This window comes from Citrobacter sp. Cu231 (assembly GCF_030332265.1).
GTDB lineage: Bacteria > Pseudomonadota > Gammaproteobacteria > Enterobacterales > Enterobacteriaceae > Citrobacter > Citrobacter meridianamericanus.
This window is the reverse complement of sequence record NZ_JAOWIE010000027.1, coordinates 172,648-195,876: the sequence shown is the minus strand read 5'-3', so window position 1 is coordinate 195,876 and position 23,229 is coordinate 172,648. Positions and strand designations below refer to the sequence as shown.

Annotated in this window: 22 protein-coding genes; 11 read left to right on the top strand and 11 right to left on the bottom strand. The window is 53.5% G+C overall.

All coding sequences use genetic code 11. The annotated features are described in order from the left end of the window. Positions 1-24: 24 nt before the first annotated feature. The 9 genes from potE to kdpF all read right to left on the bottom strand — a co-directional run bounded on the left by potE (position 25) and on the right by kdpF (position 12,083). On the bottom strand, positions 25-1,344 hold the full coding sequence (gene potE, locus OGY15_RS02770) for a putrescine-ornithine antiporter (RefSeq protein ID WP_151219527.1): 1,320 nt from the start codon (positions 1,342-1,344) through the stop codon (positions 25-27). Continuing rightward, positions 1,341-3,539 carry an ornithine decarboxylase SpeF gene (gene speF / locus OGY15_RS02765; RefSeq protein WP_286538125.1) on the bottom strand — a complete coding sequence of 733 codons (2,199 nt, stop codon included), beginning with the start codon at positions 3,537-3,539 and terminating at the stop codon, positions 1,341-1,343. The genes potE and speF overlap by 4 nt, the downstream gene beginning before the upstream one ends. A 380-nt stretch (positions 3,540-3,919) precedes the next feature. Then, a complete protein-coding gene (speFL, locus tag OGY15_RS02760; RefSeq protein ID WP_114149115.1) occupies positions 3,920-4,024 on the bottom strand; it encodes a leader peptide SpeFL in 105 nt (34 codons plus the stop codon). 277 nt (positions 4,025-4,301) lie between these two features. Next, on the bottom strand, positions 4,302-4,979 hold the full coding sequence (gene kdpE, locus OGY15_RS02755; protein ID WP_005121396.1) for a two-component system response regulator KdpE: 678 nt from the start codon (positions 4,977-4,979) through the stop codon (positions 4,302-4,304). After that, entirely contained in the window at positions 4,976-7,660 is a 2,685-nt protein-coding gene (gene kdpD, locus OGY15_RS02750; protein ID WP_286538122.1) for a two-component system sensor histidine kinase KdpD, read from the bottom strand. The genes kdpE and kdpD overlap by 4 nt, the downstream gene beginning before the upstream one ends. Before the next feature lie 10 nt (positions 7,661-7,670). Next, a complete protein-coding gene (kdpC, locus tag OGY15_RS02745; RefSeq protein ID WP_187252804.1) occupies positions 7,671-8,237 on the bottom strand; it encodes a potassium-transporting ATPase subunit KdpC in 567 nt (188 codons plus the stop codon). An 8-nt stretch (positions 8,238-8,245) separates the two neighbouring features. After that, positions 8,246-10,294, bottom strand: coding sequence for a potassium-transporting ATPase subunit KdpB (kdpB, locus tag OGY15_RS02740; protein ID WP_151219531.1), 2,049 nt, complete (start codon positions 10,292-10,294; stop codon positions 8,246-8,248). Positions 10,295-10,314: 20 nt separating this feature from the next. Further along, positions 10,315-11,994: a potassium-transporting ATPase subunit KdpA gene (kdpA, locus tag OGY15_RS02735; RefSeq protein WP_151219532.1), complete on the bottom strand. Its 1,680-nt coding sequence runs from the start codon at positions 11,992-11,994 to the stop codon at positions 10,315-10,317. Next, complete coding sequence (gene kdpF / locus OGY15_RS02730; RefSeq protein WP_001670793.1) at positions 11,994-12,083, bottom strand: K(+)-transporting ATPase subunit F; 90 nt, start codon at positions 12,081-12,083, stop codon at positions 11,994-11,996. Before kdpF ends, kdpA begins: the two co-directional genes overlap by 1 nt. Before the next feature lie 308 nt (positions 12,084-12,391). On the opposite strand from kdpF, the gene OGY15_RS02725 reads away from it, so the two are divergent. From OGY15_RS02725 to OGY15_RS24780, 3 genes are all read left to right on the top strand, one after another. Next, positions 12,392-12,598, top strand: coding sequence for a YbfA family protein (locus OGY15_RS02725; RefSeq protein WP_151219533.1), 207 nt, complete (start codon positions 12,392-12,394; stop codon positions 12,596-12,598). 125 nt (positions 12,599-12,723) lie between these two features. Continuing rightward, positions 12,724-14,142 carry a deoxyribodipyrimidine photo-lyase gene (phrB, locus tag OGY15_RS02720; protein WP_286538110.1) on the top strand — a complete coding sequence of 473 codons (1,419 nt, stop codon included), beginning with the start codon at positions 12,724-12,726 and terminating at the stop codon, positions 14,140-14,142. Positions 14,143-14,150: 8 nt separating this feature from the next. Then, positions 14,151-14,234, top strand: coding sequence for an Rpn/YhgA-type helix-turn-helix domain-containing protein (locus OGY15_RS24780; RefSeq protein WP_497496740.1), 84 nt, complete (start codon positions 14,151-14,153; stop codon positions 14,232-14,234). 48 nt (positions 14,235-14,282) lie between these two features. Here the strand turns inward: OGY15_RS24780 and dtpD are convergent, their stop codons facing one another. Beyond that, positions 14,283-15,764: a dipeptide permease DtpD gene (gene dtpD, locus OGY15_RS02715; RefSeq protein ID WP_151219535.1), complete on the bottom strand. Its 1,482-nt coding sequence runs from the start codon at positions 15,762-15,764 to the stop codon at positions 14,283-14,285. Between the two features lie 289 nt (positions 15,765-16,053). Here dtpD and ybgI point away from each other — a divergent pair, with 289 nt between their 5' ends. From ybgI to nei, 8 genes are read left to right on the top strand one after another with little or no spacing between them, the layout of a single operon-like run. Further along, positions 16,054-16,797, top strand: coding sequence for a radiation resistance protein YbgI (gene ybgI, locus OGY15_RS02710; protein ID WP_071696195.1), 744 nt, complete (start codon positions 16,054-16,056; stop codon positions 16,795-16,797). 15 nt (positions 16,798-16,812) lie between these two features. Next, the gene (gene pxpB, locus OGY15_RS02705) at positions 16,813-17,469 is read left to right on the top strand and encodes a 5-oxoprolinase subunit PxpB (protein ID WP_286538105.1); all 657 of its coding nucleotides are present in this window, start codon (positions 16,813-16,815) and stop codon (positions 17,467-17,469) included. After that, positions 17,463-18,395 carry a 5-oxoprolinase subunit PxpC gene (pxpC, locus tag OGY15_RS02700; protein WP_151219537.1) on the top strand — a complete coding sequence of 311 codons (933 nt, stop codon included), beginning with the start codon at positions 17,463-17,465 and terminating at the stop codon, positions 18,393-18,395. The genes pxpB and pxpC overlap by 7 nt, the downstream gene beginning before the upstream one ends. Then, complete coding sequence (gene pxpA / locus OGY15_RS02695; protein ID WP_187252802.1) at positions 18,385-19,119, top strand: 5-oxoprolinase subunit PxpA; 735 nt, start codon at positions 18,385-18,387, stop codon at positions 19,117-19,119. The genes pxpC and pxpA overlap by 11 nt, the downstream gene beginning before the upstream one ends. Positions 19,120-19,172: 53 nt before the next feature. Then, positions 19,173-19,895, top strand: coding sequence for a DUF969 domain-containing protein (locus tag OGY15_RS02690; RefSeq protein ID WP_151219539.1), 723 nt, complete (start codon positions 19,173-19,175; stop codon positions 19,893-19,895). Beyond that, complete coding sequence (locus tag OGY15_RS02685) at positions 19,892-20,887, top strand: DUF979 domain-containing protein (protein ID WP_187259439.1); 996 nt, start codon at positions 19,892-19,894, stop codon at positions 20,885-20,887. The genes OGY15_RS02690 and OGY15_RS02685 overlap by 4 nt, the downstream gene beginning before the upstream one ends. Positions 20,888-20,896: 9 nt before the next feature. Further along, positions 20,897-21,541, top strand: a complete 645-nt coding sequence (gene pcp / locus OGY15_RS02680; RefSeq protein ID WP_286538099.1) for a pyroglutamyl-peptidase I — start codon at positions 20,897-20,899, stop codon at positions 21,539-21,541. Between the two features lie 14 nt (positions 21,542-21,555). After that, positions 21,556-22,347: an endonuclease VIII gene (gene nei, locus OGY15_RS02675; RefSeq protein WP_286538097.1), complete on the top strand. Its 792-nt coding sequence runs from the start codon at positions 21,556-21,558 to the stop codon at positions 22,345-22,347. A 2-nt stretch (positions 22,348-22,349) separates the two neighbouring features. Here the strand turns inward: nei and OGY15_RS02670 are convergent, their stop codons facing one another. After that, the gene (locus OGY15_RS02670; RefSeq protein ID WP_151219542.1) at positions 22,350-23,198 is read right to left on the bottom strand and encodes an AraC family transcriptional regulator; all 849 of its coding nucleotides are present in this window, start codon (positions 23,196-23,198) and stop codon (positions 22,350-22,352) included. Between the last annotated feature and the right edge of the window lie 31 nt (positions 23,199-23,229).

Here is a 23,229-nt window from a genome sequence, read left to right as displayed (position 1 = left end):
TACCGGGCTTTTTTGTGCCGATATTTAACTATGTTTATTTTTCAGTTCAAAACGCGGTGAGACCAGGCCATACAGCGTCCAGCCGAGGAAAGTCACGATAGAACCATACAGCATTGCTTCTTCGCCAGAGGAGTAGAGTGCATAGAAGCTGTATAATGCGCCAATAAACGCGACAAAGTTTGCTGGTTTCGCTTTTGACGATGGGACATTCGCCATCTTCTGAATAATAACCAGTGCGGCCATCGACAAGATATACGGGATGATATTCGTCACGACAGCCAGGTTGACCAGCACGTTGAACTGGCTGTTCAGCGACGGGCTGATGGTCATCAGCGATAAGCCACTCTGGATTATTACGATGGTCAGCATTCCCTGAACCGGCGCATCCACTTTAGTTACACGGGAGAAGATTTTCGGGAAGTAACCTTCATCAGCCGACGATTTAAAGACCTGAGCGATAGTAAACTGCCAGCCCAGCAGTGAACCACAGCAGGACATCACCATCAACGCCATGATCACTTTACCGACTTCCGGGGTGAACATCTGCGCAAAGGCCAAACCGAAAGGCGCAGTGGAGTTAGCCAGATCCATATTTGGCACAATCCCGGCGATCACATTGGTCGAAATGATGTAAATCACTGCCGCGCCCAACGTACCGCCCAGTACAGCGATGGGTACATTGCGCTCCGGATTTTCAACCACTTCGGCGTTAGCGCAGGCCGATTCCAGACCGAGAAAAGCCCACAGGGTCATCGCAATCGAAGAACCGACCGCCGTGAAGAACGGGACGTGGTGTGGGTTCCAGGAGTTAGCGTACAGCGTCGGACTGAACCAGAACCAGCCGATGATGCACAAACCGACAACCGGAATAATAACGCCCCAGACGGTGATACTGCTGAGCTGCCCAGTAATACGTGCCCCGCCAAAGTTAGCGACGGTGCAGATCCACAGCACGCCGATAGTGGCCAGGCCAATCTGCACGGGTGTCAATGTGGCACCAAACAGTTCGGTACCGTAGCCCACGGCGGAGATAGCGATAGCCACGTTGGCAATTAACAGCGAAACGCCATAGGTGTAGTTCGCCATAAAGTTACCAGATTTGCCAAAGGCATATTCAGCATAACCGCCCATACCACCGGATTTACGACTGAACATACCGCATTTTGCGAAGGCCCACGCCAGTGCCATTGAACCGACAGCGGTCACCAGCCACGAGATGATCGAAATGGTGCCGACTTCTGCAAGTTTGGTAGGCAACATGATGATCCCTGAGCCCATCATATTGACCATGGTCAGGATGGTGAGCTGGACGACACCCATTTTGTTGGATTTGGCTTTGCTCATAACATTTCCCCTTTCAACAGATCGTCTTGCGCGTCTTTTGGCTTAATGACATAGCACCACACCTGTTTACGCCCGTCGTGTTCTTCGATGTAGACACCCTGAAGTTCAGGCGCAAAACCCGGCAGCAGATTGATTCCCTCTTCCAGCGCGCTAAAGTAACGCAATACTGAACCACCCCAGATTTCACCCGGAACCACACACAGCACGCCAGGAGGATAAGGCAACGCACCTTCCGCGGCGATTCGGCCTTCCGCGTCCGGTAGTCGCACCAACTCAACTTCACCGCGCAGATAGGCGTAGTTGGCCTCCTGGGGATTCATGCTGACGCGCGGGAAATGATCCTTACGGAACATCTCTTTCTGAAGCTGTTTCACGTTGTGACGGGCGTACAAATCGTGCATTTCCTGGCACAGCTGACGCAGGGTATAACCGGCATAACGGGCTTCATGTTGTTTGTAGAGAGAGGGCAGAACCTCAGCCAGCGGGGCATCGGCTTCCAGCAGTTTTTCGAAACGCACCAGCAGGGCGACAAGTTGCTGCATCTTCGCCATATCTTCTGCCGGGGTCATCAGGAACAGGATGGAGTTAAGGTCGCATTTTTCGGGAACTACGCCATTTTCCCGCAGGAAGTTAGCCAGAATGGTGGCCGGAACGCCGAACGTGTCATATTCGCCGTTACGCGTTTTGATCCCCGGTGTGGTGAGCAGCAGTTTGCATGGATCCACAAAGTACTGGTGTTCGGCGTAGCCTTCAAAGGCATGCCAGTGTTCACCAGGAACAAAATGGAAGAAACGTAGATCGCTGGCAATTTCAGCGGTGGAATAAGCCTGCCACGGTTTACCTTCCACCATCTCAGGCACAAATGGCCGGATATGGTGGCAGTTTTCCAGGATCAATTTACGCGTATCAATTCCGTTGACGACGCAGTCCATCCACATGTTGCGCCCGCTGACGCCTTCATGCATTTTGGCGTTGATGTCGAGCGCGGCAAAGAGCGGATAGAACAGGCTGGTGGAGGCGTGCATCATGAACGCGTTATTCATTCGTTTATGGGGCACGTAGCGAGACTGGCCTTTAATATGGCTGTCTTTTTTGTGGATCTGCGATGTCTGGGAGAAACCCGCCTGCTGTTTGTGTACCGACTGGGTGACCAGAATACCAGGATCGTTTTCATTCAGATCCAGCAACAATGGAGAACAATCGGCCATCATCGGAATGAACTGCTCATAGCCCACCCACGCGGAGTCAAACAGGATGTAGTCGCACAGGTGACCGATGTTATCCACTACCTGACGCGCGTTATAGATAGTGCCATCGTAGGTACCTAACTGAATCACGGCCAGTCGGAATGGACGGACATCATTTTTACGTTTTGGCGCGACTTCACCGATCCTTTCTCGCAGATAGCTTTCTTCAAAGCAGTGAGCGTCAATCCCGCCGATAAAGCCGTACGGGTTGCGTGCAGTCTCCAGATAGACCGGCGTGGCCCCAGCCTGTAATAACGCGCCGTGGTGGTTTGACTTGTGGTTGTTGCGGTCAAACAACACCAGATCGCCTGGGGTGAGCAGCGCGTTAAGCACCACTTTGTTTGATGATGAGGTTCCGTTCAGGACAAAGTAGGTCTTATCCGCGTTGAACACTTTGGCCGCATGCTGTTGGGCGATGCAAGGCGCACCTTCGTGGATCAACAAATCACCCATTGCCACATCGGCATTACACAAATCAGAGCGGAAAAGCGTTTCGCCGAAGTACTCCACAAACTGATTACCCGCAGGATGGCGACGGAAAAATTCGCCCCCCTGATGACCAGGACAATCAAATGCGCTGTTACCCTGATTGACGTAATCGACCAATGCGCGGAAGAATGGGGGACGTAGCTGCGTTTCGTAGTGGCTGGCGGCGGTTTCTAACTGACGACCATAAAATGCTGAGCGGGCTTCATTGCATTCGAATACGCCGGAGATCCGTGGCAGATACTCTGCTGGAACACGCTCTTCATTTTCGGTGGCGATAAAAACGGGAATGCCGTAGCCGGTGGCGTCAATTTCATCGAGTTTTCCTCGTTCAATATCATTGATGGATAACACGATGGCAGCAACATCAATGAAATTACTTTCATCGATATTTACGCAGGAACGCTGCGTAGAAAAACAATCAGGACAGGAACGGCTTACGGCAATTTTTAATTCAGACATTTTCATCTCTTTATTTTAGGTAATAGCAGGTCCTCAATTTCTCAAATGAGAAATTGATAACTCCGGAAAAAAAAGCAAAGTAATACCGCTGATAAATAAATCAGTAAATTGCTTTTTTGAAGATGCAATAAACCCTAACCGGTCCGGTCACAGGTAATACAGGGTTATGCAGGGAGAGCACTGTGGATACAGGCATTATACCCGTCGTCTTTCAAGCTGCATCTGTGTTGGCTTTACTCGCTTATCCCAGTCACGTACTGATGTACGCTCCCGGGCTTCGCTGCATCGCCGTCTTGATGCAACTCGAAATCTATTGGGTATATATCTGCGATACAGAGAGTCAGGATGACCTGTATACTGGAGTGCCCTTAGTCGGAAGACTAACGGGCATTAAAGAAATGAAAGTCGAAACTATTGCGGTGGGCAAACATCATAATATGCGTTGTTCGCCTTATATGTGGCATTGTACGGCTATTATTTTCCATTTTGGTTACCTTTACTGGATAAGTGGAAGGTGTGGGTATTTTATCCAGGAAATGGCTATGAACTGTGAAGAAGATCAATAAAAAATGATCGTTTCCAAAATATTTAGTCGCCGATTATGCATATCGTGAGATAAGATACTGTTTTGTTGTTTATATGTTATTTATTTGTATTTTATTATTTTGAGTATAACCTTATCGGCTGCGTAATAAATATTATGCAGCCTTAAGGATAATAGATAATATATTTGTTATTTAATCAAAATAAATGAATAAAAATTCAAGGCATAAACCGATAACCAATTCCGGTCTCGGTCAGAAAATGACGCGGGCGGGCCGGGTCCAGTTCCAGCTTCTGGCGCAAGTGTCCCATATAAATGCGCAGATAGTGACTGTGTTCGACGGCGTTTGGTCCCCAAACCTGATTCAATAACTGACGTTGCGTCAGTACCTTCCCGGCATTATTCAGCAGTACCGCCAACAGGCGAAACTCAATCGGCGTCAAGTGAATTTCTTCATCACCTCGGTGTACGAGGCGAGCAGCGATATCCACTTTAACATTAGAAAAATGTACGACCGGTTCGGGAGACGTCCCACTGGCGTGGCGACGCAATGCCACGCGCAATCGCGCCTGTAGCTCGCCAATACCAAAAGGTTTGCTGAGATAGTCATCGGCTCCGGCATCCAGCGCGGCGATTTTATCGCTTTCCTCACTGCGGGCTGAAAGCACAATCACTGGAATCGCGCTCCATTGACGCAGGTCGCGAATAAAATCAATGCCGTCGCCATCCGGCAGGCCAAGATCGAGAATGATGAGATCGGGTTTCCGCGTGGCGGCTTCCAGCAGACCGCGTTGCAGCGTTTCTGCTTCAAATACACGTAGGCCATCGGCCTCCAGCGCGGTGCGCAGAAAGCGGCGAATGGCCTGTTCATCTTCAACAATCAGTACGTTCGTCACATATCCTCATGAAAATCTTCAAGTTGAGGGGGGATTTCCTGGGGCAGTGTAACACGAAAACATGCTCCTCCCTGCGCGCGATTGTGGACAGAAATAGTCCCGCCATGCACGTCCATAATGGCCTGACAAATTGCCAGCCCCAGCCCGACGCCTGGCACCGATGACTCTTTATTCCCTCGGGAGAACTTGTCAAAAACGCGCTGTTCCATACCCGACGGAACACCCGGCCCATTATCCCAGACGTCTAATTGCAGGTGTTCTCCATTGACGCTGGCATCAATACCGATCTGCGCCTGTGGACCCGCGTATTTGACGGCGTTTTCCAGCAGGTTAATCAGCACCCGTTCAAAGAGTGGGCCATCGACGTGAATCAATGTCAACGGTTCTGGTAACGACAGATTTATTGGGGCAGAGAGACCTGGCTCCAGCATCTGCAGGGCGCTACCCACCACCTCTTCCAGCGTTAACCACTCCTTCTTAAGATTAAAGCCGCCAGACTGAATTCGCGCCATATCCAGCAGGTTATTCACCAGTCGGGTCGTGTTCAGAACGTGCTGGCGAATCTCGCTGGCCTGGCGTGCGTGCGGCGATCCCTCGCTTGCCAGATCCAGCGTTAAGATTTCTGCCTGGCCGAACAACACCGTCAATGGCGTGCGCAAATCGTGGGACAGGGCTGCGAGCAGGGCGTTGCGAATACTTTCGCGCTCGCTGGCAAAGCGAGCCTGCTCTTCGCTGGCAGTCAGCGTCAGGCGCTCCAGCGCACTGGCGACCAGCAACGTGAAGGTTTCCAGCAGGCGTTGCTGTTCAGGGATCATCAGTTGGCGTAAATTTCCCGGTTCCACGATCAGCAATCCATGCGTTTTGTCGGCGCTTTTTAACGGTAAAATTTGATACGGCACGCCGGGTAACGTATCGGTGCCTGCGCCGGCGGGTTGCCCTTTATCAAAGCTCCATTGAGCAATGGCGTCATCCCACGGTGTCATGCCCTGTTGATGAGTGAGAGGGGCCAGCTTACCGTTTTCGCCGGGCAGTAAAACCTGGCTACGAGCCTGAAACGTTGAAGCGATAAACTGTTCGCTGGTGGCGGCGATATCCGTCTGACTGCGTCCGACGGCCAACGCTTTGGACATCTCATACAAATGACGCGTACGCTGTTCACGATAACGCGCTACCCGTGCCTGATACCGCACCCCGGCGGTCAGATTTCCGATAACCAGCCCTACCGTGAGCATTACGGCAAAGGTAAGCAGGTACTGGACGTCGGAAACGGCCAGCGTCCCGCGCGGAGCAATAAAGAAGAGATCGAAGCTGGCGACGTTAATAAAAGTGGCCAGAACGGACGGCCAGCGTCCGTAAAAGAGTGCGATAACCACCACGCCCAATAAATAGATCATCACCAGGTTGGCGGCGTCAAACGCCATCAGCCACTGCATGGCGATTAGCGTAATGATGGCGCATAGCGTAACAGCGACCACGCACCCCTGAATTTGTACCCGCCATTTATCCTTAAAGGTACGGCTGTCTGCGGTTTGCAGCACAGGACGTGAAGGAGGCTCATCGAGGGCGACAATCATCAGGTCGAGATCGGGTGCGCGGTGGGCCAGTTTGTCGGCAAAGGAGTCGCTGCGCCACCAGCGTCGCGTCGTTGGACGCCCGAGCACAATTTTTCCCAGATTATGCTCGCGGGCATAGCGGATTACCGCTTTGTCTTCGGCGGGATCGGAAAGGGTGGCGGTTTCTGCGCCTAACTCCTGGGCCAGTCGCAGAGCGCTTAAAATCGCGCGGCGCTGTTTTTCAGGCAGTCGGTGCAGCGCTGGCGTTTCGACATACACCGCATGCCAGACGCTACCCAGACGCGCTGCCAGACGTGCGGCGGCACGTACCAGTTTTTCGCTGCCGGTGTTGTGCCCAATGCACAGTAAAATAGCGTCGCGGGTATGCCAGACTTTTTCTTCACCCGGACGTCCCCGCCAGGCGCGCATCTGATCGTCCACCCGATCGGCCGTACGGCGCAGGGCCAGTTCACGTAGTGCAATCAGATTACCTTTGCGAAAGAAATGCTCGATGGCTCTTTCCGCCTGGCCGGCGATGTAGACCTTGCCTTCGTTCAGACGCTGGCGTAAATCGTCGGGGGGAAGATCGACCAACACCACATCGTCGGCGGCATCGAAAAAAGGATCGGGGACGGTTTCGCGAACCTGAATGCCGGTAACGCCGCTGACCACATCATTGAGACTTTCCAGATGTTGCACGTTGACGGTAGTAAAAACGTCAATGCCAGCTTCCAGCAGCTCTTCAATGTCCTGCCAACGCTTAGGATGCCGTGAGCCTGGCGCATTACTGTGCGCCAGTTCATCCATCAAAATGAGCGCCGGACGGCGGGCCAGCGCAGCGTCAAGATCGAACTCGCTGATATGACGACCATGACGTGACTGCCGCTTGAGCGGCAGGATGCTGAGACCGTCCAGCAGCGCGGCGGTCTCTTTGCGCCCGTGGGTTTCCACCACGCCAATCAGCACATCTAACCCTTGCGCCCGCAGTCGCTGGGCCTCCGCCAGCATGGCCCAGGTTTTGCCGACGCCCGCGCAGGCACCGAAGAAAATTTTCAGTTTTCCCCGGTGCGGAGCGGTGGTCTGCTCCAGCAGGCGATCGGGGTCGGGGCGTAACGGTTCGTTATGCATGTCCTTTTTCTCAGTGCTTATCCAGCGCTAAATTAAGTTCCACCAGGTTCACCACCGGCTGGCCGATAAAACTGACCAACGGCTTTTGCGTATATTGTGCAACCAACCGCGTAACCTCTTCAACGCTGAGGTTGCGAGCCTGCGCCACGCGGGGAATTTGCCAGGCTACTGCGGCTGGCGTCAGGTTGTTATCCAGTCCGCTGGAAGAAGCTGTTACCAGTTCAACCGGAACCGCAGGATTTGCCTGCGGGTTGGCGGCACGCAGCGCGGCAATCCGGCTTTGTAGCTGTTTATCCAGTTCCGGGTTGCTGGCTGCCAGATTACTGCCGCCTGAAGCCATTGGATTATAGGGCATTTCCGCTGTCGCTGAGGGGCGTCCCTGAAAATAACCGGCAGCGGTAAACTGTTGCCCAATAAGCTCAGAGCCGCGAACAGTCTGACCTTCGCGCAGAAGCGAACCGTTAGCCTGGTGGGGAAACCACCATTGCCCCAACGCAGTGGTCAGCAGCGGATAAGCACCACCGGTGATAAGCATCAGGAAAATCAATGTTGATAATGCAGGACGTAATCCACTCATCTGAAACCTCACACCAGACCCAGCAGGGTCAGCAGTAAATCAATCGCTTTGATACCGATAAACGGCACAACCAAACCACCCAGACCATAGATCCACAAATTGCGGCGCAACATCGCGGATGCGGACAACGGTTTGTAGCTCACGCCTTTCAGTGCCAGTGGGATTAGAAAGACGATGACCAGCGCGTTAAAGATGACCGCGCTGAGGATCGCCGAGTCCGGCGAATGCAGCCCCATCACGTTCAGCGCGTTGAGCTGCGGGTAGGTGGCGGCGAATGCGGCCGGGATGATGGCAAAATACTTCGCTACGTCGTTGGCGATACTGAAGGTGGTCAGCGAACCGCGCGTCATCAGCATCTGTTTACCAATGTGCACCACTTCAATCAGTTTGGTGGGATTGGAGTCGAGGTCCACCATGTTGCCCGCTTCTTTCGCTGCCTGGGTTCCGGAGTTCATGGCAACGGCAACATCGGCCTGCGCAAGGGCTGGAGCATCGTTGGTTCCGTCGCCGGTCATCGCCACCAGACGACCTTCCGCCTGATACTGACGAATTAGCGCCAGCTTGGCTTCCGGTGTGGCTTCCGCTAAGAAGTCATCCACACCGGCTTCTGCGGCGATTGCTGCGGCGGTCAGGCGGTTGTCACCGGTGATCATCACCGTTTTGATCCCCATTTTACGCAGTTGGGCAAAACGTTCTTTAATTCCGCCTTTTACGATATCTTTCAGGGCAATCACACCCAGTACGTGAGAGCCTTCGGCCACCACCAGCGGCGTTGCGCCAAGACGAGCGACGTTTTCGACCTTCTGCTCCACATCGGCAGGAAAGTGGCCGCCGTTGGCTTCAACGTGACGACGAATGGCATCAACCGAGCCTTTGCGGATCATACGGTTGTCAATGTTGATGCCGCTCATCCGGCTTTGGGCGGTAAACGGCACAAAGGTGGCGTGCAGCGATTGCACGTCGCGAATACGCAGATTAAAGCGCTGTTTAGCCAGGACAACAATGCTGCGGCCTTCCGGTGTTTCATCGGCCAGGGATGAAAGCTGCGCGGCATCGGCCAGCGTTTTGACGTCCACACCCTGAGCGGGCAGAAAATCTGAAGCCTGACGATTACCCAGCGTAATAGTGCCGGTTTTATCCAGCAGTAGTACGTCCACATCACCTGCCGCCTCTACGGCACGTCCGCTGGTGGCGATGACGTTCGCGCCCAGCATACGGCTCATCCCGGCGACGCCAATCGCGGAGAGCAGCCCGCCTATCGTCGTAGGGATTAAACACACCAGTAGCGCAACCAACACCGTGACGCTGACTGCGCTTCCTCCCCAGGCGGAAAACGGCCATAGCGTGGCGGTCGCCAACAAAAAGATAATGGTCAGGGCAATCAGCAGGATTGTCAGGGCGATTTCATTGGGCGTTTTACGCCGCTGTGCGCCTTCAACCATGGCGATCATCCGGTCGAGGAACGTTTCACCGGGGTTTACGCTGCATTCGATAACCAGCCAGTCGGAGAGAATGCGGGTGCCGCCAGTGACGGAGGCGAAATCACCACCGGATTCACGAATCACAGGTGCGGATTCACCGGTAATGGCACTTTCATCTACCGACGCGCCGCCTTCGATCACCTCGCCGTCACACGGAATAATATCGCCAGCTTCCACCAGCACGATGTCGCCTTTACGTAAATCATCTGCGGGGACGTGATCCATCGCCGCGCCGTATTTCGGTTCGCGAAGTTTGCGGGCGAAGGCGGTTTTTTTGACGCCTTTCAGGCTGTTGGCCTGAGCTTTACTGCGTCCTTCCGCCAGCGCTTCAGCAAAATTGGCGAACAGAACGGTAATCCACAGCCACAGACTTATCGCGCCGGTAAACCTCGGGCTGCCCGGCATATGGCCTGTTGCCATCGCCACGGTTAACAGGGTCGTTAACAGACTGCCCAACCAGACGATAAACATCACCGGATTACGCCACTGGGTATGTGGGCTTAATTTTTTCACGGCGTCCATCAGCGCTTGTGCGACCAGAGAGGGTTCGAACAGCGCCAGTTGCTTGCGACTCATAGTAATGTGCTCCGCATCACTTAGTGTAATGACAGGTATTCTGCGACTGGGCCAAGCGCCAGGGCAGGAACAAAGGTGAGAGCGCCAACCAGTAACACCGTACCGATTAACAACCCAACAAACAGTGCGCCATGGGTAGGTAGCGTGCCGGGGCTGGCTGGCTGGATCTTTTTACTGACCAGCGATCCGGCAATCGCCATCACGGGAATGATCACGCCGAAGCGGCCGAAGAACATGCACAAGGCCAGCAGGCAGTTCCAGAACGGGCTATTGGCGCTTAATCCGGCGAATGCGCTACCGTTGTTGTTCGAGGCAGACGACACGGCATACAGCACTTCGCTAAACCCGTGTGGACCCGGGTTTAGCATGGCGCTGCGGCCAGCTTCGGACATCATCGCTATCGCCGTACCGAGCAGAACCAGCGTAGGGGTGACCAGAATCGCCAACGCGGTCATTTTCATTTCGCGCACGTCGATTTTCTTACCCAGATATTCCGGCGTGCGGCCAATCATTAACCCAGCGATAAATACCGCCAGCAACACGAATAACAGCATGCCATACAGACCTGAACCCACACCGCCGAAGACCACTTCGCCAATCTGCATTAACCACATCGGTACCATGCCGCCCAGTGCAGTGAAGGAGTCATGCATCGCATCAACAGCACCGCAGGATGCGGCTGTCGTGACGACGGCAAACAGACTCGTGGCCAGCACGCCAAAGCGGTTCTCTTTACCTTCCATGTTGATATTGCTGTCTGCACCGAATGCCATCAGGTGCGGGTTGCCCTGAACTTCGGCCCACATCACGACGGCTACGCAGACCACAAAAATCAGTGACATGGCCCACAGTAGGGTCCGCCCCTGGCGGCGATCGCCCACCACATCACCAAAGGCAAAACACAAGGCGGTGGGAATTAAGAAAATGGCCAGCATTTGGACCAGGTTGGTCAGCGCGGTTGGGTTTTCAAACGGATGTGATGAGTTTGCATTAAAGAAACCACCGCCGTTTGTACCGAGCATCTTAATCGCTTCCTGTGAGGCGACCGGCCCCATTGGCAGCAGTTGTTTCACCCCTTCAAGGGTAGTAATGGGCTGATAAGGCAATAGATTTTGCAACGTACCTTGCTGAATGAAGAAAAGAGCAATGATCAACGCGATGGGAACCAGGATCCACAGCGTAATGCGAACCAAATCGACCCAGGCGTTGCCCAGCGTATTCATACTCTGGCGCGTGAAGGCGCGAGTCAGGGCAAAAATCACCGCAATACCGGTCGCCGCAGACAGGAAGTTCTGCACGGTCAACCCGGCCATCTGGCTGAAATAGCTTAAGGTGGTTTCGCCAGCATAGGATTGCCAGTTGGTATTAGTGACAAAACTCACTGCGGTGTTGAGCGCCAGATCCCACGAAAGCCCTGGCAGTTGCTGTGGATTTAACGGCAGCAGGTTTTGCGCCATCAGCATCGAAAACAGGACCAACAGGCCAAGCACATTGAGCGCGAGGATAGCCAGCAAATACTGCCGCCAGTTCATCTCCTGCTGCGAGATGCCCAGACCGCGCCAGAGCAGATGCTCCACGCCAGCCAGACCCGGCAGGGATGTATTGTTGATCAGTCGAGCCAGCCCGAACCCTAACGGTCTGGCGATGACAAACAGCACCAGCAAGAAACTGGCAATAAGTAAGAATCCTTGGGCCGCCATCAGAACGCCTCCGCATTAATCAGGGCATACACCAGGTAACCTAATAATAAAAAGACCAGCACAATGCCGGTTATCACGCCTGCACTCACAGTGCACCTCCAGTGGCATAAATGTGATAACCAGAGCGTAGATTTTTACCTGCAAAGATTTCGCAAAAATCAGCGGGCGGGGTATAAAAAAAGTATAAAAATGGTAAAAACCATTATTTAACTAATGATTAGTATTAATTTAACTTTTATGTAACTTAATTACAGTTTTAAGCTAAACGGAGCATCAATAGATAAAAATAAGTGGTCGGATGAGTAGCAAAATTACACACAAGGCGGTATTATTTTCATCAGTTAACCAAATCTATTTTTCCGGTGCGATTCACCGAACAGATATATGGGAGAGGATTATGGACTTATATAAAGAGTATCCAGCACACATTGTTTTCTTACGCCGTACCTTTGCCGTTGTGGCGGGCGTGCTGGCGCTACCGGTCATGCTTTTCTGGAAAGACCGCGCCCGTTTTTACAGCTATCTGCATCGCGTATGGTCTAAAACCAGCGATAAACCGGTGTGGATGGAGCAGGCTGAAAAAGCCACCTGCGATTTCTACTAAGTTATCGTTCTTGCTCAAAAAAACCGCTCACAGCAATGTGGCGGTTTTTTTTTATGTGCAGATGTCTACACTTGTCGGTGTAATGAACAAAGCGTGGCAATGACTAATTTATATCCGGGAGTATTATGACCACCCATCTGGTCTGGTTTCGACGTGATTTACGTCTGCATGACAACCTCGCGTTAGCGGCAGCCTGTCGCGATCCTTCCGCGCAAGTTTTAGCGCTCTATATCTCTACTCCTGAGCAGTGGAAAGCCCACGAAATGGCCCCACGTCAGGCTGCGTTTGTGAATGCGCAGTTGAATGCCTTGCAGGCGGCGTTGACGGAAAAGGGCATCCCGCTCTTGTTTGATGAAGTTGCAGATTTCGCGGCCAGCGTAGAAACCGTCAAAAACGTCTGCGCACAGCATAACGTCAGCCGGTTATTTTATAACTATCAATACGAAATAAACGAACGTCAGCGTGATGCCGCCGTCGAGAAATCATTACTCCATGTGGTGTGCGAAGGTTTTGACGACAGCGTGATCCTGCCTCCGGGGTCAGTCATGACCGGCAATCATGAGATGTATAAAGTCTTTACACCGTTTAAAAATGCCTGGCTGAAGCGAGTTAAAGAGGGGGTTCCAGAATGCGTTAGCGCGCCGAAGGTGAGAGAAAGCGGTGCGCTTGATGTTCCGTTAACATCAATAACGCTGAGCTATTCGCAGCAAGATTTTGATGCGCAGCTATTTGCGGCAGAAGAGAAATTAGCGATCGCGCAATTACGTCAGTTTTGCCAGCAGGCCGCGGGAGAATATGAGCAACTACGTGATTTTCCGGCGGTTGACGGTACCAGCCGATTGTCCGCGAACCTGGCGACAGGCGGGCTTTCGCCGCGCCAGTGCCTGAATCGACTGATCGCGGAGCAGCCGCAGGCTCTGGAGGGCGGGGCGGGCAGCGTCTGGCTGAACGAACTTATTTGGCGTGAATTTTATCGTCATCTGATGGCTTATCATCCGGCGTTGTGCCGGCATCAGCCGTTCATCCGTTGGACCGATCGTGTGCAATGGCAGAATAACCCGACACATTTGCAGGCCTGGCAAACGGGGAATACCGGATACCCTATTGTCGATGCGGCGATGCGTCAGCTCAACGCTACAGGCTGGATGCATAATCGATTACGCATGATTACGGCCAGTTTTTTAGTCAAAGATCTGCTAATCGACTGGCGTAAAGGCGAGCAATATTTTATGTCGCAGCTGATCGATGGCGATCTGGCGGCCAATAACGGTGGCTGGCAGTGGGCTGCCTCAACCGGAACCGACGCTGCGCCGTATTTCCGTATCTTTAACCCTACAACTCAGGGCGAAAAATTTGACCGTGACGGCGAGTTTATCCGCCAATGGCTGCCGGAACTGCGTGAAGTGCCGGGGAAAGCCATTCATGACCCGTGGACGTGGGCTGAAAAAGCGCAGGTGTCGCTCAACTATCCTCGTCCAATTGTCGATCACAAACAGGCAAGGCTGGCAACGCTGGCGGCCTATGAGGCGGCACGTAAAGGATAGCGTAAACCATGTTGGAGCAGGGAATAGATCGCGAAATGGTAAAACTGGTGACAGGTGTTTCTGAAACGGATTTGGCTGTAAGCCATGCATAATCGCCAAAAAACAGGCCCGAATCTTATCACATCATCGGGCCTGTACATTCAGGACTCTACTGCCAGCGGACGGTTTCTGAATTTAAGCGACTGGTATAACCAAATCAGCAGCACCAGCACCACGCAGGCCAACGCGCCCCAGGTAATTTCGCTAAAGACATCAATATACGCATTGATCGAATAGTTGATCGCCCCCGCACTGTCAAACGAGCCTTGCGACGTCTGATCGGCGATAACGCCTGCCAGATAGTTGGCGATGGCGCCGGAAAGCAGCATATAAATGCCTGTTAATACGCCGGTCACCCCAGGGATCTCGATACGCGTAATTTGCGACATCGCCACCGGGTCGATAAACAGTTCGGCAAAGCCCATGACCGCCAGCCCCAATACCATCAGCGGCATGGAAGAGTGGCCGTAGGCTGCGGACCAGCGGGCGCTTAAGGTCAGAATGCAGAACCCTGCGCTCATTAAACCGAGGCCCAGGGCGAATTTACCCCAGATACGTACGGTTCGATTGCCGCCAACGCTTTCTTTGACTACCCAGGCCAGCACGATACCGCACAGCATAACGGCAAAGGCGTTAACCGACTGGAACATCGCGGTCGGGACGGAATACCCCAAAATATCGCGATTAACGAAGCGGTCAATATACAGGCTAATCGAGCTGCCGCCCTGTTGAGCAAAGGCCCAGAACAGCAGGCTGAAGAAGGTCAGCGTCACGATAAGCCCCAATTCTTTGCGCTGCTTCTGGTTTTGCGCCTGACGGTAAATCTTCGCCAGAACCGCCAGACCAATAACCGTGGCAACGATCAGTGCGTAAACGGACCACTCTTTCCAGAACAGGACGGTAATCAGTAACGGTGCTGCAACCAGCAGAACTAACAGCCAGGCCCAGTTTGGCAGCATATACTTTTTCGCACACAGCACGGTTTTGTTGACGCCAGTGGTATGAGCGAAATGGCGATTACCGCATAAGAAAATCACCAACCCTGCCAGCATGCCAATCGCAGCCAGCGCAAAACCCATCGCCCAACTGTACTCTTCCTGCACGTAACCGCAGGCAATGGGCGCAATGATCGAACCGATGTTACCGGCAGCGTAGAGCAGAGAGAATCCACCGTCGCGGCGCGGATCTTCAGGCTGATACAACTCGCCCAGCAGGCAACTGATATTGGATTTAAACAGACCGTAGCCGCAGACAATAATCGCCAGCGACAAATAAAGGAACGCCGGAGCCATTTCACTGGCACCCAGGACCAGATGTCCCACCGCCATTAAAAATGCGCCGATCATTACCGCCATACGATTGCCGAGCACCTTATCGGCCAGGTACCCCCCGAGAATAGGCGTGACGTAGACCAGAGAGCAATAGGCGCTGAACAGTTCATATGCGTGATTATCGTCGTACTTCAGCTGGTTGGTGAGATACAGGATCAGCAGTGCACGCATGCCGTAAAAACTGAAGTATTCCCAGATTTGTAGCGCGACGACGTAGTAAATCGCCCGCGGTTGAGATGCTTGTTTATTCATTATTTTCTCGAAGTCAATGCCTCGCGACTGGCCTAACGTGTTGCGCGAGTGTGTTTCCTTAAAGTTGTAACTTTGATACAGATCTGATTATTTTTGCAATATGCTGTCTGATTGCATAAATATACATGAATTAGATCGCGTGAGGGGAAGCAAATTGCCTTCAAAGATGGTGTGATTGTTTCTTGATGTGTCAGTGAAATGGCTATCGACGAATGCTGGCGGGGACGCTATTTTAACCTAAGCTGTGATGCTGATTGGGCAGGCAGAACTAATGACTACGAGGACGACGATGAAAAACACCGAACTGGAACAACTGATCAACGACAAACTGAACAGCGCCGCCATTAGCGACTATGCGCCGAATGGTTTGCAGGTTGAGGGCAAAGAAACGGTGCATAAAATCGTGACCGGCGTGACCGCAAGTCAGGCGTTACTGGACGAGGCGGTACGCCTGCAGGCGGATGCGGTCATCGTTCATCATGGTTATTTCTGGAAAGGTGAATCCCCGGTAATTCGCGGCATGAAGCGCCATCGTCTGAAAACGCTGCTGGAAAATGATATCAACTTGTATGGCTGGCACCTGCCGCTGGACGCTCATCCCGAGCTGGGGAATAACGCGCAACTGGCCGCGCTGTTGGGGATTACTGTGATGGGGGAAATCGAGCCCCTGGTGCCATGGGGAGAACTCTCCATGCCGGTTCCGGGGCTGGAACTGGCATCGTGGATTGAAGCGCGTTTAGGCCGTAAACCGTTATGGTGCGGTGATACCGGGCCGGAAACCGTTCAGCGCGTCGCCTGGTGTACGGGAGGCGGTCAAAGTTTTATTGATAGCGCAGCCCGGTTTGGCGTCGACGCTTTCATCACCGGTGAAGTTTCAGAGCAAACCATTCATTCGGCCCGCGAACAAGGGCTGCATTTTTATGCTGCCGGCCACCATGCGACCGAACGTGGTGGCATTCGCGCATTAAGTGATTGGCTCAATGAAAATACCGATCTGGACGTGACCTTTATCGATATTCCTAATCCGGCGTAATAAAGAGGGACGAAAGTGCAGCGAGCGCGTTGTTATCTGTTAGGTGAAACAGCGGTGGTTCTAGAACTGGAACCGCCCATTACGCTGGCGACTCAGAAACGCATCTGGCGTCTGGCGCAGCGTCTGGTTGATGCCCCTAATGTACTGGAAGCTATTCCGGGTATGAACAATATCACGGTGACCTTGCGCGACCCGCAAACGCTGGCTCTGGATGCGATTGAACGCCTGCAGCGCTGGTGGGAAGAGAGTGAGGCGCTGGAGCCGGACTCACGCTTTATTGAAATACCCGTTATCTATGGCGGTGAGGCCGGCCCCGATCTGGCAGAGGTCGCCCGGCACAGCGGATTAAGCGACAAGCAGGTTGTTGAGCTTCATGCGTCGGTTGATTACGTGGTGTGGTTTATCGGATTCCAGCCCGGATTTCCCTATCTGGGGAGTTTACCTGAACAGCTCCATACACCCAGGCGTGCAGAACCGCGTCTGCTTGTTCCGGCAGGTTCTGTAGGTATTGGCGGATCCCAGACGGGGGTCTATCCGCTTTCCACGCCTGGCGGGTGGCAATTGATTGGCCGTACCTCCGTTGCATTATTTGATCCAAAACGGCAAGAGCCGATTCTGTTACGGGCTGGTGATACCGTGCGGTTTGTCCCGCAGAAGGAGGGGGTATGTTAAACATTATTCGCGCTGGCATGTATACCTCAGTCCAGGACGGGGGACGCCATAGTTTTCGTCAATCCGGAATCAGTCACTGCGGCGCGCTGGATAAACCGGCACTGAACGTTGCCAACCTGCTGGTGGGCAACGATGCGAATGCCGCTGCGCTGGAAATCACGCTGGGGCAGCTGGTGGTGGAATTTGAAGCCGATGGCTGGTTTGCCCTGACCGGTGCAGGATGCGAAGCGCAGCTGGATCGTACTCCCGTATGGAGCGGATGGCGGCTACCGGTGAAAGCCGGGCAGCGCCTGACGCTAAAACGTCCGCATCACGGCATGCGCAGCTATCTGGCGGTAGCGGGCGGTTTTGATGTTCCCGAAGTTATGGGTTCGCGCAGTACCGATCTCAAAGTGGGCATTGGCGGGCTGGAAGGGCGCCTGCTATGTGATGGCGATCGGCTGGCAATTGGCACTTCAACCCGGCAATTCAGCGGGCCGCAGGGCGTAAAACAGCTGATGTGGGGAAACAATATTCGTGCGCTGCCCGGGCCTGAATATCAGGAGTTCGACGAGGTATCGCAGGCTTCTTTCTGGCGTTCGCCGTGGCAGCTCAGCCCACAAAGTAACCGGATGGGGTATCGTCTGCAAGGGCAGCCGCTGACGCGCACGACCGATCGCGAGCTGCTGTCACATGGTTTGCTTCCCGGTGTGGTGCAGGTTCCGCATAACGGCCAGCCGATCGTACTGATGAACGATGCGCAGACGACAGGCGGCTATCCGCGCATCGCCTGTATCATCGAGGCGGATATGTATCATCTGGCGCAGATCCCGCTCGGCCAGCCGATTCATTTTGTGCAGTGTTCGCTGGAGGAAGCGCTCAAGGCGCGCCAGGATCGGCAGCGTTATCTGGAACAATTAGCATGGAGACTAAACAATGAAAATTGATCTCAATGCAGACCTCGGCGAGGGATGCGCTAACGATGCCGCGTTGCTGCAACTGGTCTCTTCAGCCAACATTGCCTGTGGGTTTCACGCTGGTGATGCGCAGACAATGCTCTTAAGCGTGCGTGAAGCGCTAAAAAATGGCGTGGCGATAGGTGCGCATCCGAGCTTTCCGGATCGGGAAAATTTTGGCCGTAGCGCTATGACCTTGCCTGTGGAAACGGTGTATGCGCAAACGCTGTATCAAATTGGTGCGTTGGCTGCTATTACGCGGGCTGAGGGTGGCGCAATGCGTCATGTCAAACCGCACGGTATGCTGTATAACCAGGCCGCTAAAGATCCTCAGTTAGCCGATGCGATTGCCAAAGCGGTACATGCCTGCGATCCGTCGCTGGTTCTGGTGGGCCTTGCAGGCAGTGAGCTGATCCGTGCCGGAGAACACTATGGCCTGGTAACGCGCCAGGAAGTGTTTGCCGATCGGGGTTATCAGGCTGATGGCAGTCTTGTACCGCGCAGCCAGCCAGGCGCACTGATTGAAGATGAAGAGCTGGCGCTGGCGCAAACGTTAGAAATGGTGCAATCCGGCAGAGTAAAAAGCCAGAGTGGAACATGGGCGAGCGTGACGGCCCAGACGGTATGCATTCATGGGGATGGCGAGCACGCACTCGCTTTTACCCGTCGCTTGCGTAGCGCCTTTGAAGCATGCAATATTCAAATTAGCGCATAAAATTATTCATACAAAACAATAACATATTACACAACAACATAAGGGATTTAATTATGGGAGAGGCTATTTCTCTCTGGCCATTGACGGGGATCGCCGTCATCGTGGTCGGATTTCTTTTACGTTTTAACCCGGTATTGGTGGTTATTATTGCCGGGATCGTCACGGGACTGGCGGCGCATATGCCTATCGCCACTATTCTCGAGAAACTGGGTGAAGGTTTTCTTAACACACGCAACCTGCCGTTTATCCTGCTGATCCCACTGGCGGTAATCGGTCTGCTGGAGCGTCACGGTCTGAAAGAACGTGCACAGACGTGGATCGCAAAAATTCGCAGCGCAACCAGCGGCCGTCTGCTGATTGTTTATTTGTTCATTCGCGAAGCGACCGCTGCGTTAGGGCTGACCAGTCTGGGGGGACATCCGCAAATGGTGCGTCCGCTGCTGGCGCCGATGGCGGAAGGAGCCGCTGAGAAAAATCACGGCGAGATACCTGGGGCGGTACGCTATCGACTGCGCGCCATGTCCGCTGCGACCGATAATGTCGGGCTGTTTTTCGGTGAAGATATCTTTGTTGCTTTCGGCGCCATCATCTTCATGCACAACTTTATGCTGGAGTCCGGCGGGATCCAGACTGAACCGTTACACATTGCCCTGTGGGGGATCCCGACGGCAATTTGTGCCTTCTTGATCCATGGCGCACGTCTGTGGCGTCTGGATAGCTATTTGCAACGTGAAGTGGCGAAAGCGAATGCCGTAGCGAAAGGGGAAGCACAATGAATTTTCAACAAAGCTACCTCTACTGGCTGGCGGGCGCGGTATTACTGATTGTGGCCGTCATGTCCTGGCAGGATAAAGCGAACCCGCGTCGTTTCACCACTGGTCTGTTTTGGGGCATATACGGCGTACTGTTTCTGCTTGGTGACTGGACATACTCGCTGTTTGGCGACAAACGCGCGGTACATATTGCCGTCGGTGTTGCGGTGGTCGTCCTGGCGCTGATTGCCGGTTTTGGTGGCGTGAAGCTGGGAAGCTACCATCAACGTACACAACAACAGCGTGAAGAGAGCGCCAGCCGACTGGGTAACCGCTTGTTTTTCCCTGCGCTGGCTATCCCGGTGGTGACCGTTATCGGCGTGCTGATGTTTAATCACATTCCGGGCTTACAGGATGCGCTATTTGGGCCGGGCAATCACGCCACGCTGGTGACGCTGTTTTCGATGACCGCAGGTTCATTAATTGGTCTGGCAATGGCGGTTAAAATGACCCATGAGCGGGCGCATCAACCGATCCAGGAGGCGCGTCGCCTGCTGGATTCCATTGGCTGGGCTTTCATCTTGCCGCAGATTCTGGCTACGCTCGGACTGTTGTTTACGGCAGCGGGCGTAGGCAGCGGCATTTCATATCTGACGCAGGAATATCTGGCGGTAGACAGTCGTTTTATCGCGGTGGCAGTGTACACCATCGGCATGGCATTGCTGACGATGGTGATGGGTAATGCGTTTGCAGCTTTTCCGATCGTGACCGCCGGGATTGGTATTCCGATCCTCGTGCTGCAGCACGGCGGTAATCCGGCGGTAATGGCGGCAATTGGTATGTTCTCCGGTTATTGCGGGACATTGATGACACCGATGGCGGCGAATTTTAACATTGTCCCTGCTGCGCTACTTGAGCTACCGGACAAAAACGCGGTGATTAAGGCGCAGGTGCCAACCGGCATACTGCTGCTGCTGGTCAACGTGTTCCTGATGTATTTCCTGATGTTCTTGTAAGGTGACAGGATGAAAACAGTACTCATCACGGGATTTGAACCCTTTGGCGGCGAGTCAGTTAACCCTTCTTGGGAAGTGGTCTCGGGTCTCGACAATGCTATCATCGGTGGGTGTCGCGTCGTCGCCCGCCAGTTGCCGTGCGTCTTTGGCGAGGCTCTTGTCGTACTCAATGGCGCGATTGACGCGCTGTCGCCATCGCTGGTGCTCGCAGTCGGGCAGGCCGGGGGCCGCACGGATATCACCGTGGAACGCGTGGCAATCAACGTGGACGATGCGCGTATCGCGGACAATAAAGGTCAACTGCCGGTAGATGTGCCGATTGTGGCCGATGGTCCGGCGGCATGGTTTAGTACACTGCCGATCAAAGCGATGGTTGTGGCGTTGCGCAACGCGGGAGTTCCGGCCTCGGTTTCCCAGACCGCTGGCACTTTCGTGTGTAACCACGTGATGTATGGCCTGCTGCATAAACTACGCGACGCACCGGCGGTGAAGGGCGGCTTTATTCATATCCCTTATTTGCCGCAACAGGCCGCACAGCATCCCGGGGCGCCAAGTATGGCGGCTGAAACAGTACGCCGGGCGCTGGAAGTCGCAATTGCCACAGCATTGCAGGTGGAAAATGACATCGCAGTGACGGGCGGCGCAACACATTAACAAAGGACAGTATTATGCCTGAAGGCCCGGAGATCCGCCGCGCGGCGGATAACCTGGAGGCGGCAGTCAAAGGCAAACCCCTGACCGATGTCTGGTTTGCCTTTGAGCAGCTAAAACCGTATCAATCTCAACTGATTGGGCAGCGTGTTACTCAGCTTGAAACGCGGGGGAAAGCATTACTGACCCATTTCTCTAATGGTCTGACGCTGTACAGCCACAATCAGCTCTATGGTGTGTGGCGAGTGGTGGAGACGGGCAACATCCCACAGACCTCACGGGTACTCCGTGTCAGTTTGCAAACACAAGACAAAACTATCCTGCTCTATAGCGCGTCTGATATCGAGATGCTGACGCCAGAACAACTTACCACCCATCCGTTCCTGCTGCGGGTTGGGCCGGACGTACTGGATCTACGTTTAATGCCCGATGACGTTAAAGCACGTCTGTTATCCCCGCGTTTTCGCAACCGGCAGTTTTCTGGCCTGCTGCTCGATCAGACATTTCTCGCCGGATTAGGTAACTACTTGCGGGTAGAGATTCTCTGGCAGGTAGGGTTGACCGGGCAGCATAAAGCGTCGCAGCTTGCCGATGAACAGTTGGATGCGTTGGCGCATGCGCTGCTTGATATTCCACGTCTGTCCTATAACACCCGCGGGCTGGTGGATGAGAACAAACATCACGGCGCGCTGTTTCGCTTTAAGGTCTTTCACCGCAATGGCGAAGTCTGTGAGCGCTGTGGCGGAATCATTGAGAAAACGACGCTCTCTTCGCGACCCTTTTACTGGTGTCCGGGATGTCAAAGATAGGTCTATACCGAAGCATAGGTTTTGCGATATTGCAGCGGCGTTTTACCCATGTTTTTGCGAAAGCTGGTAATAAACCAGGCATATTCGGAGAAGCCGACCTGGGCGGCGATATCGCGTACCGAGCCGTTGGTATGTAACAGCAGTTCGCAGGCCTGACGAATACGCCGCATCATCAGGTATTCCTGAATAGTGCCCCCGGTCTCTTCGTGAAAACGGCGCGAGGCATGACCTCGTGAACACCCCATTTCACTGGCGATATCTTCCAGCGAGCAGCGCTGATGAAAGTGTGTTTCGATCCAACGGATAATGCTTACCGAAAATGTATTTTGCCCCGTGGCCTGCGCCTGATGTGGCAGTAGGCTAATAAGTTGCATCACCAGGAATGCGCTGTCACTGATGCTAAAGGTCTGGCTTTTGATCTGTTCTTCAAACCGGCTCAGCAACGTTTCAATGACCGGCTGAACGTCGCCTACGTCAAATACCCTCGCTTTCTCTCCCCTGGCGCACAGCTGGCGCAGCAGCATTTGCTGTCGAGGAAAGTCCCGCAGGTACTGCTCAATCTGCGGGGCGTTAAAGTGCAGCGTTGTGCGGTGATAAATATTGCGTGCATTCTGTTCGACAAACACTTTATGCAACTTTCCTGGCGGGAAAATAAAGATTCGCCCAGGTTTAACGGTGTACTGCTGGTGCTCCATAAGCGCGATACCAACTCCCTGAGAGACCGATAGTATCTCCACGCACTGATGCCAGTGATAGTAGTTGGCAGGCATATTCTTCATACGATTAAAGTAAATCGACTTATCGTTGATATTAATGTGTTCAAGATAGCTGCTGTCTTCAGTCTGCTGCATAACTGTCTCATTGGGTGATGTTAACAAACTT

Coding starts and splice junctions, on each gene's coding strand:
- pxpC (WP_151219537.1), top strand. CDS start 17,463: ATGTTAAACATTATTCGCGCTGGCATGTATACCTCAGTCCAGGACGGG.
- OGY15_RS24780 (WP_497496740.1), top strand. CDS start 14,151: ATGTTGGAGCAGGGAATAGATCGCGAAATGGTAAAACTGGTGACAGGT.
- nei (WP_286538097.1), top strand. CDS start 21,556: ATGCCTGAAGGCCCGGAGATCCGCCGCGCGGCGGATAACCTGGAGGCG.
- OGY15_RS02690 (WP_151219539.1), top strand. CDS start 19,173: ATGGGAGAGGCTATTTCTCTCTGGCCATTGACGGGGATCGCCGTCATC.
- pxpA (WP_187252802.1), top strand. CDS start 18,385: ATGAAAATTGATCTCAATGCAGACCTCGGCGAGGGATGCGCTAACGAT.
- dtpD (WP_151219535.1), bottom strand. CDS start 15,764: ATGAATAAACAAGCATCTCAACCGCGGGCGATTTACTACGTCGTCGCG.
- phrB (WP_286538110.1), top strand. CDS start 12,724: ATGACCACCCATCTGGTCTGGTTTCGACGTGATTTACGTCTGCATGAC.
- kdpD (WP_286538122.1), bottom strand. CDS start 7,660: ATGCATAACGAACCGTTACGCCCCGACCCCGATCGCCTGCTGGAGCAG.
- OGY15_RS02725 (WP_151219533.1), top strand. CDS start 12,392: ATGGACTTATATAAAGAGTATCCAGCACACATTGTTTTCTTACGCCGT.
- kdpB (WP_151219531.1), bottom strand. CDS start 10,294: ATGAGTCGCAAGCAACTGGCGCTGTTCGAACCCTCTCTGGTCGCACAA.
- kdpC (WP_187252804.1), bottom strand. CDS start 8,237: ATGAGTGGATTACGTCCTGCATTATCAACATTGATTTTCCTGATGCTT.
- speF (WP_286538125.1), bottom strand. CDS start 3,539: ATGTCTGAATTAAAAATTGCCGTAAGCCGTTCCTGTCCTGATTGTTTT.
- pcp (WP_286538099.1), top strand. CDS start 20,897: ATGAAAACAGTACTCATCACGGGATTTGAACCCTTTGGCGGCGAGTCA.
- speFL (WP_114149115.1), bottom strand. CDS start 4,024: ATGGAAAATAATAGCCGTACAATGCCACATATAAGGCGAACAACGCAT.
- potE (WP_151219527.1), bottom strand. CDS start 1,344: ATGAGCAAAGCCAAATCCAACAAAATGGGTGTCGTCCAGCTCACCATC.
- ybgI (WP_071696195.1), top strand. CDS start 16,054: ATGAAAAACACCGAACTGGAACAACTGATCAACGACAAACTGAACAGC.
- kdpA (WP_151219532.1), bottom strand. CDS start 11,994: ATGGCGGCCCAAGGATTCTTACTTATTGCCAGTTTCTTGCTGGTGCTG.
- OGY15_RS02685 (WP_187259439.1), top strand. CDS start 19,892: ATGAATTTTCAACAAAGCTACCTCTACTGGCTGGCGGGCGCGGTATTA.
- OGY15_RS02670 (WP_151219542.1), bottom strand. CDS start 23,198: ATGCAGCAGACTGAAGACAGCAGCTATCTTGAACACATTAATATCAAC.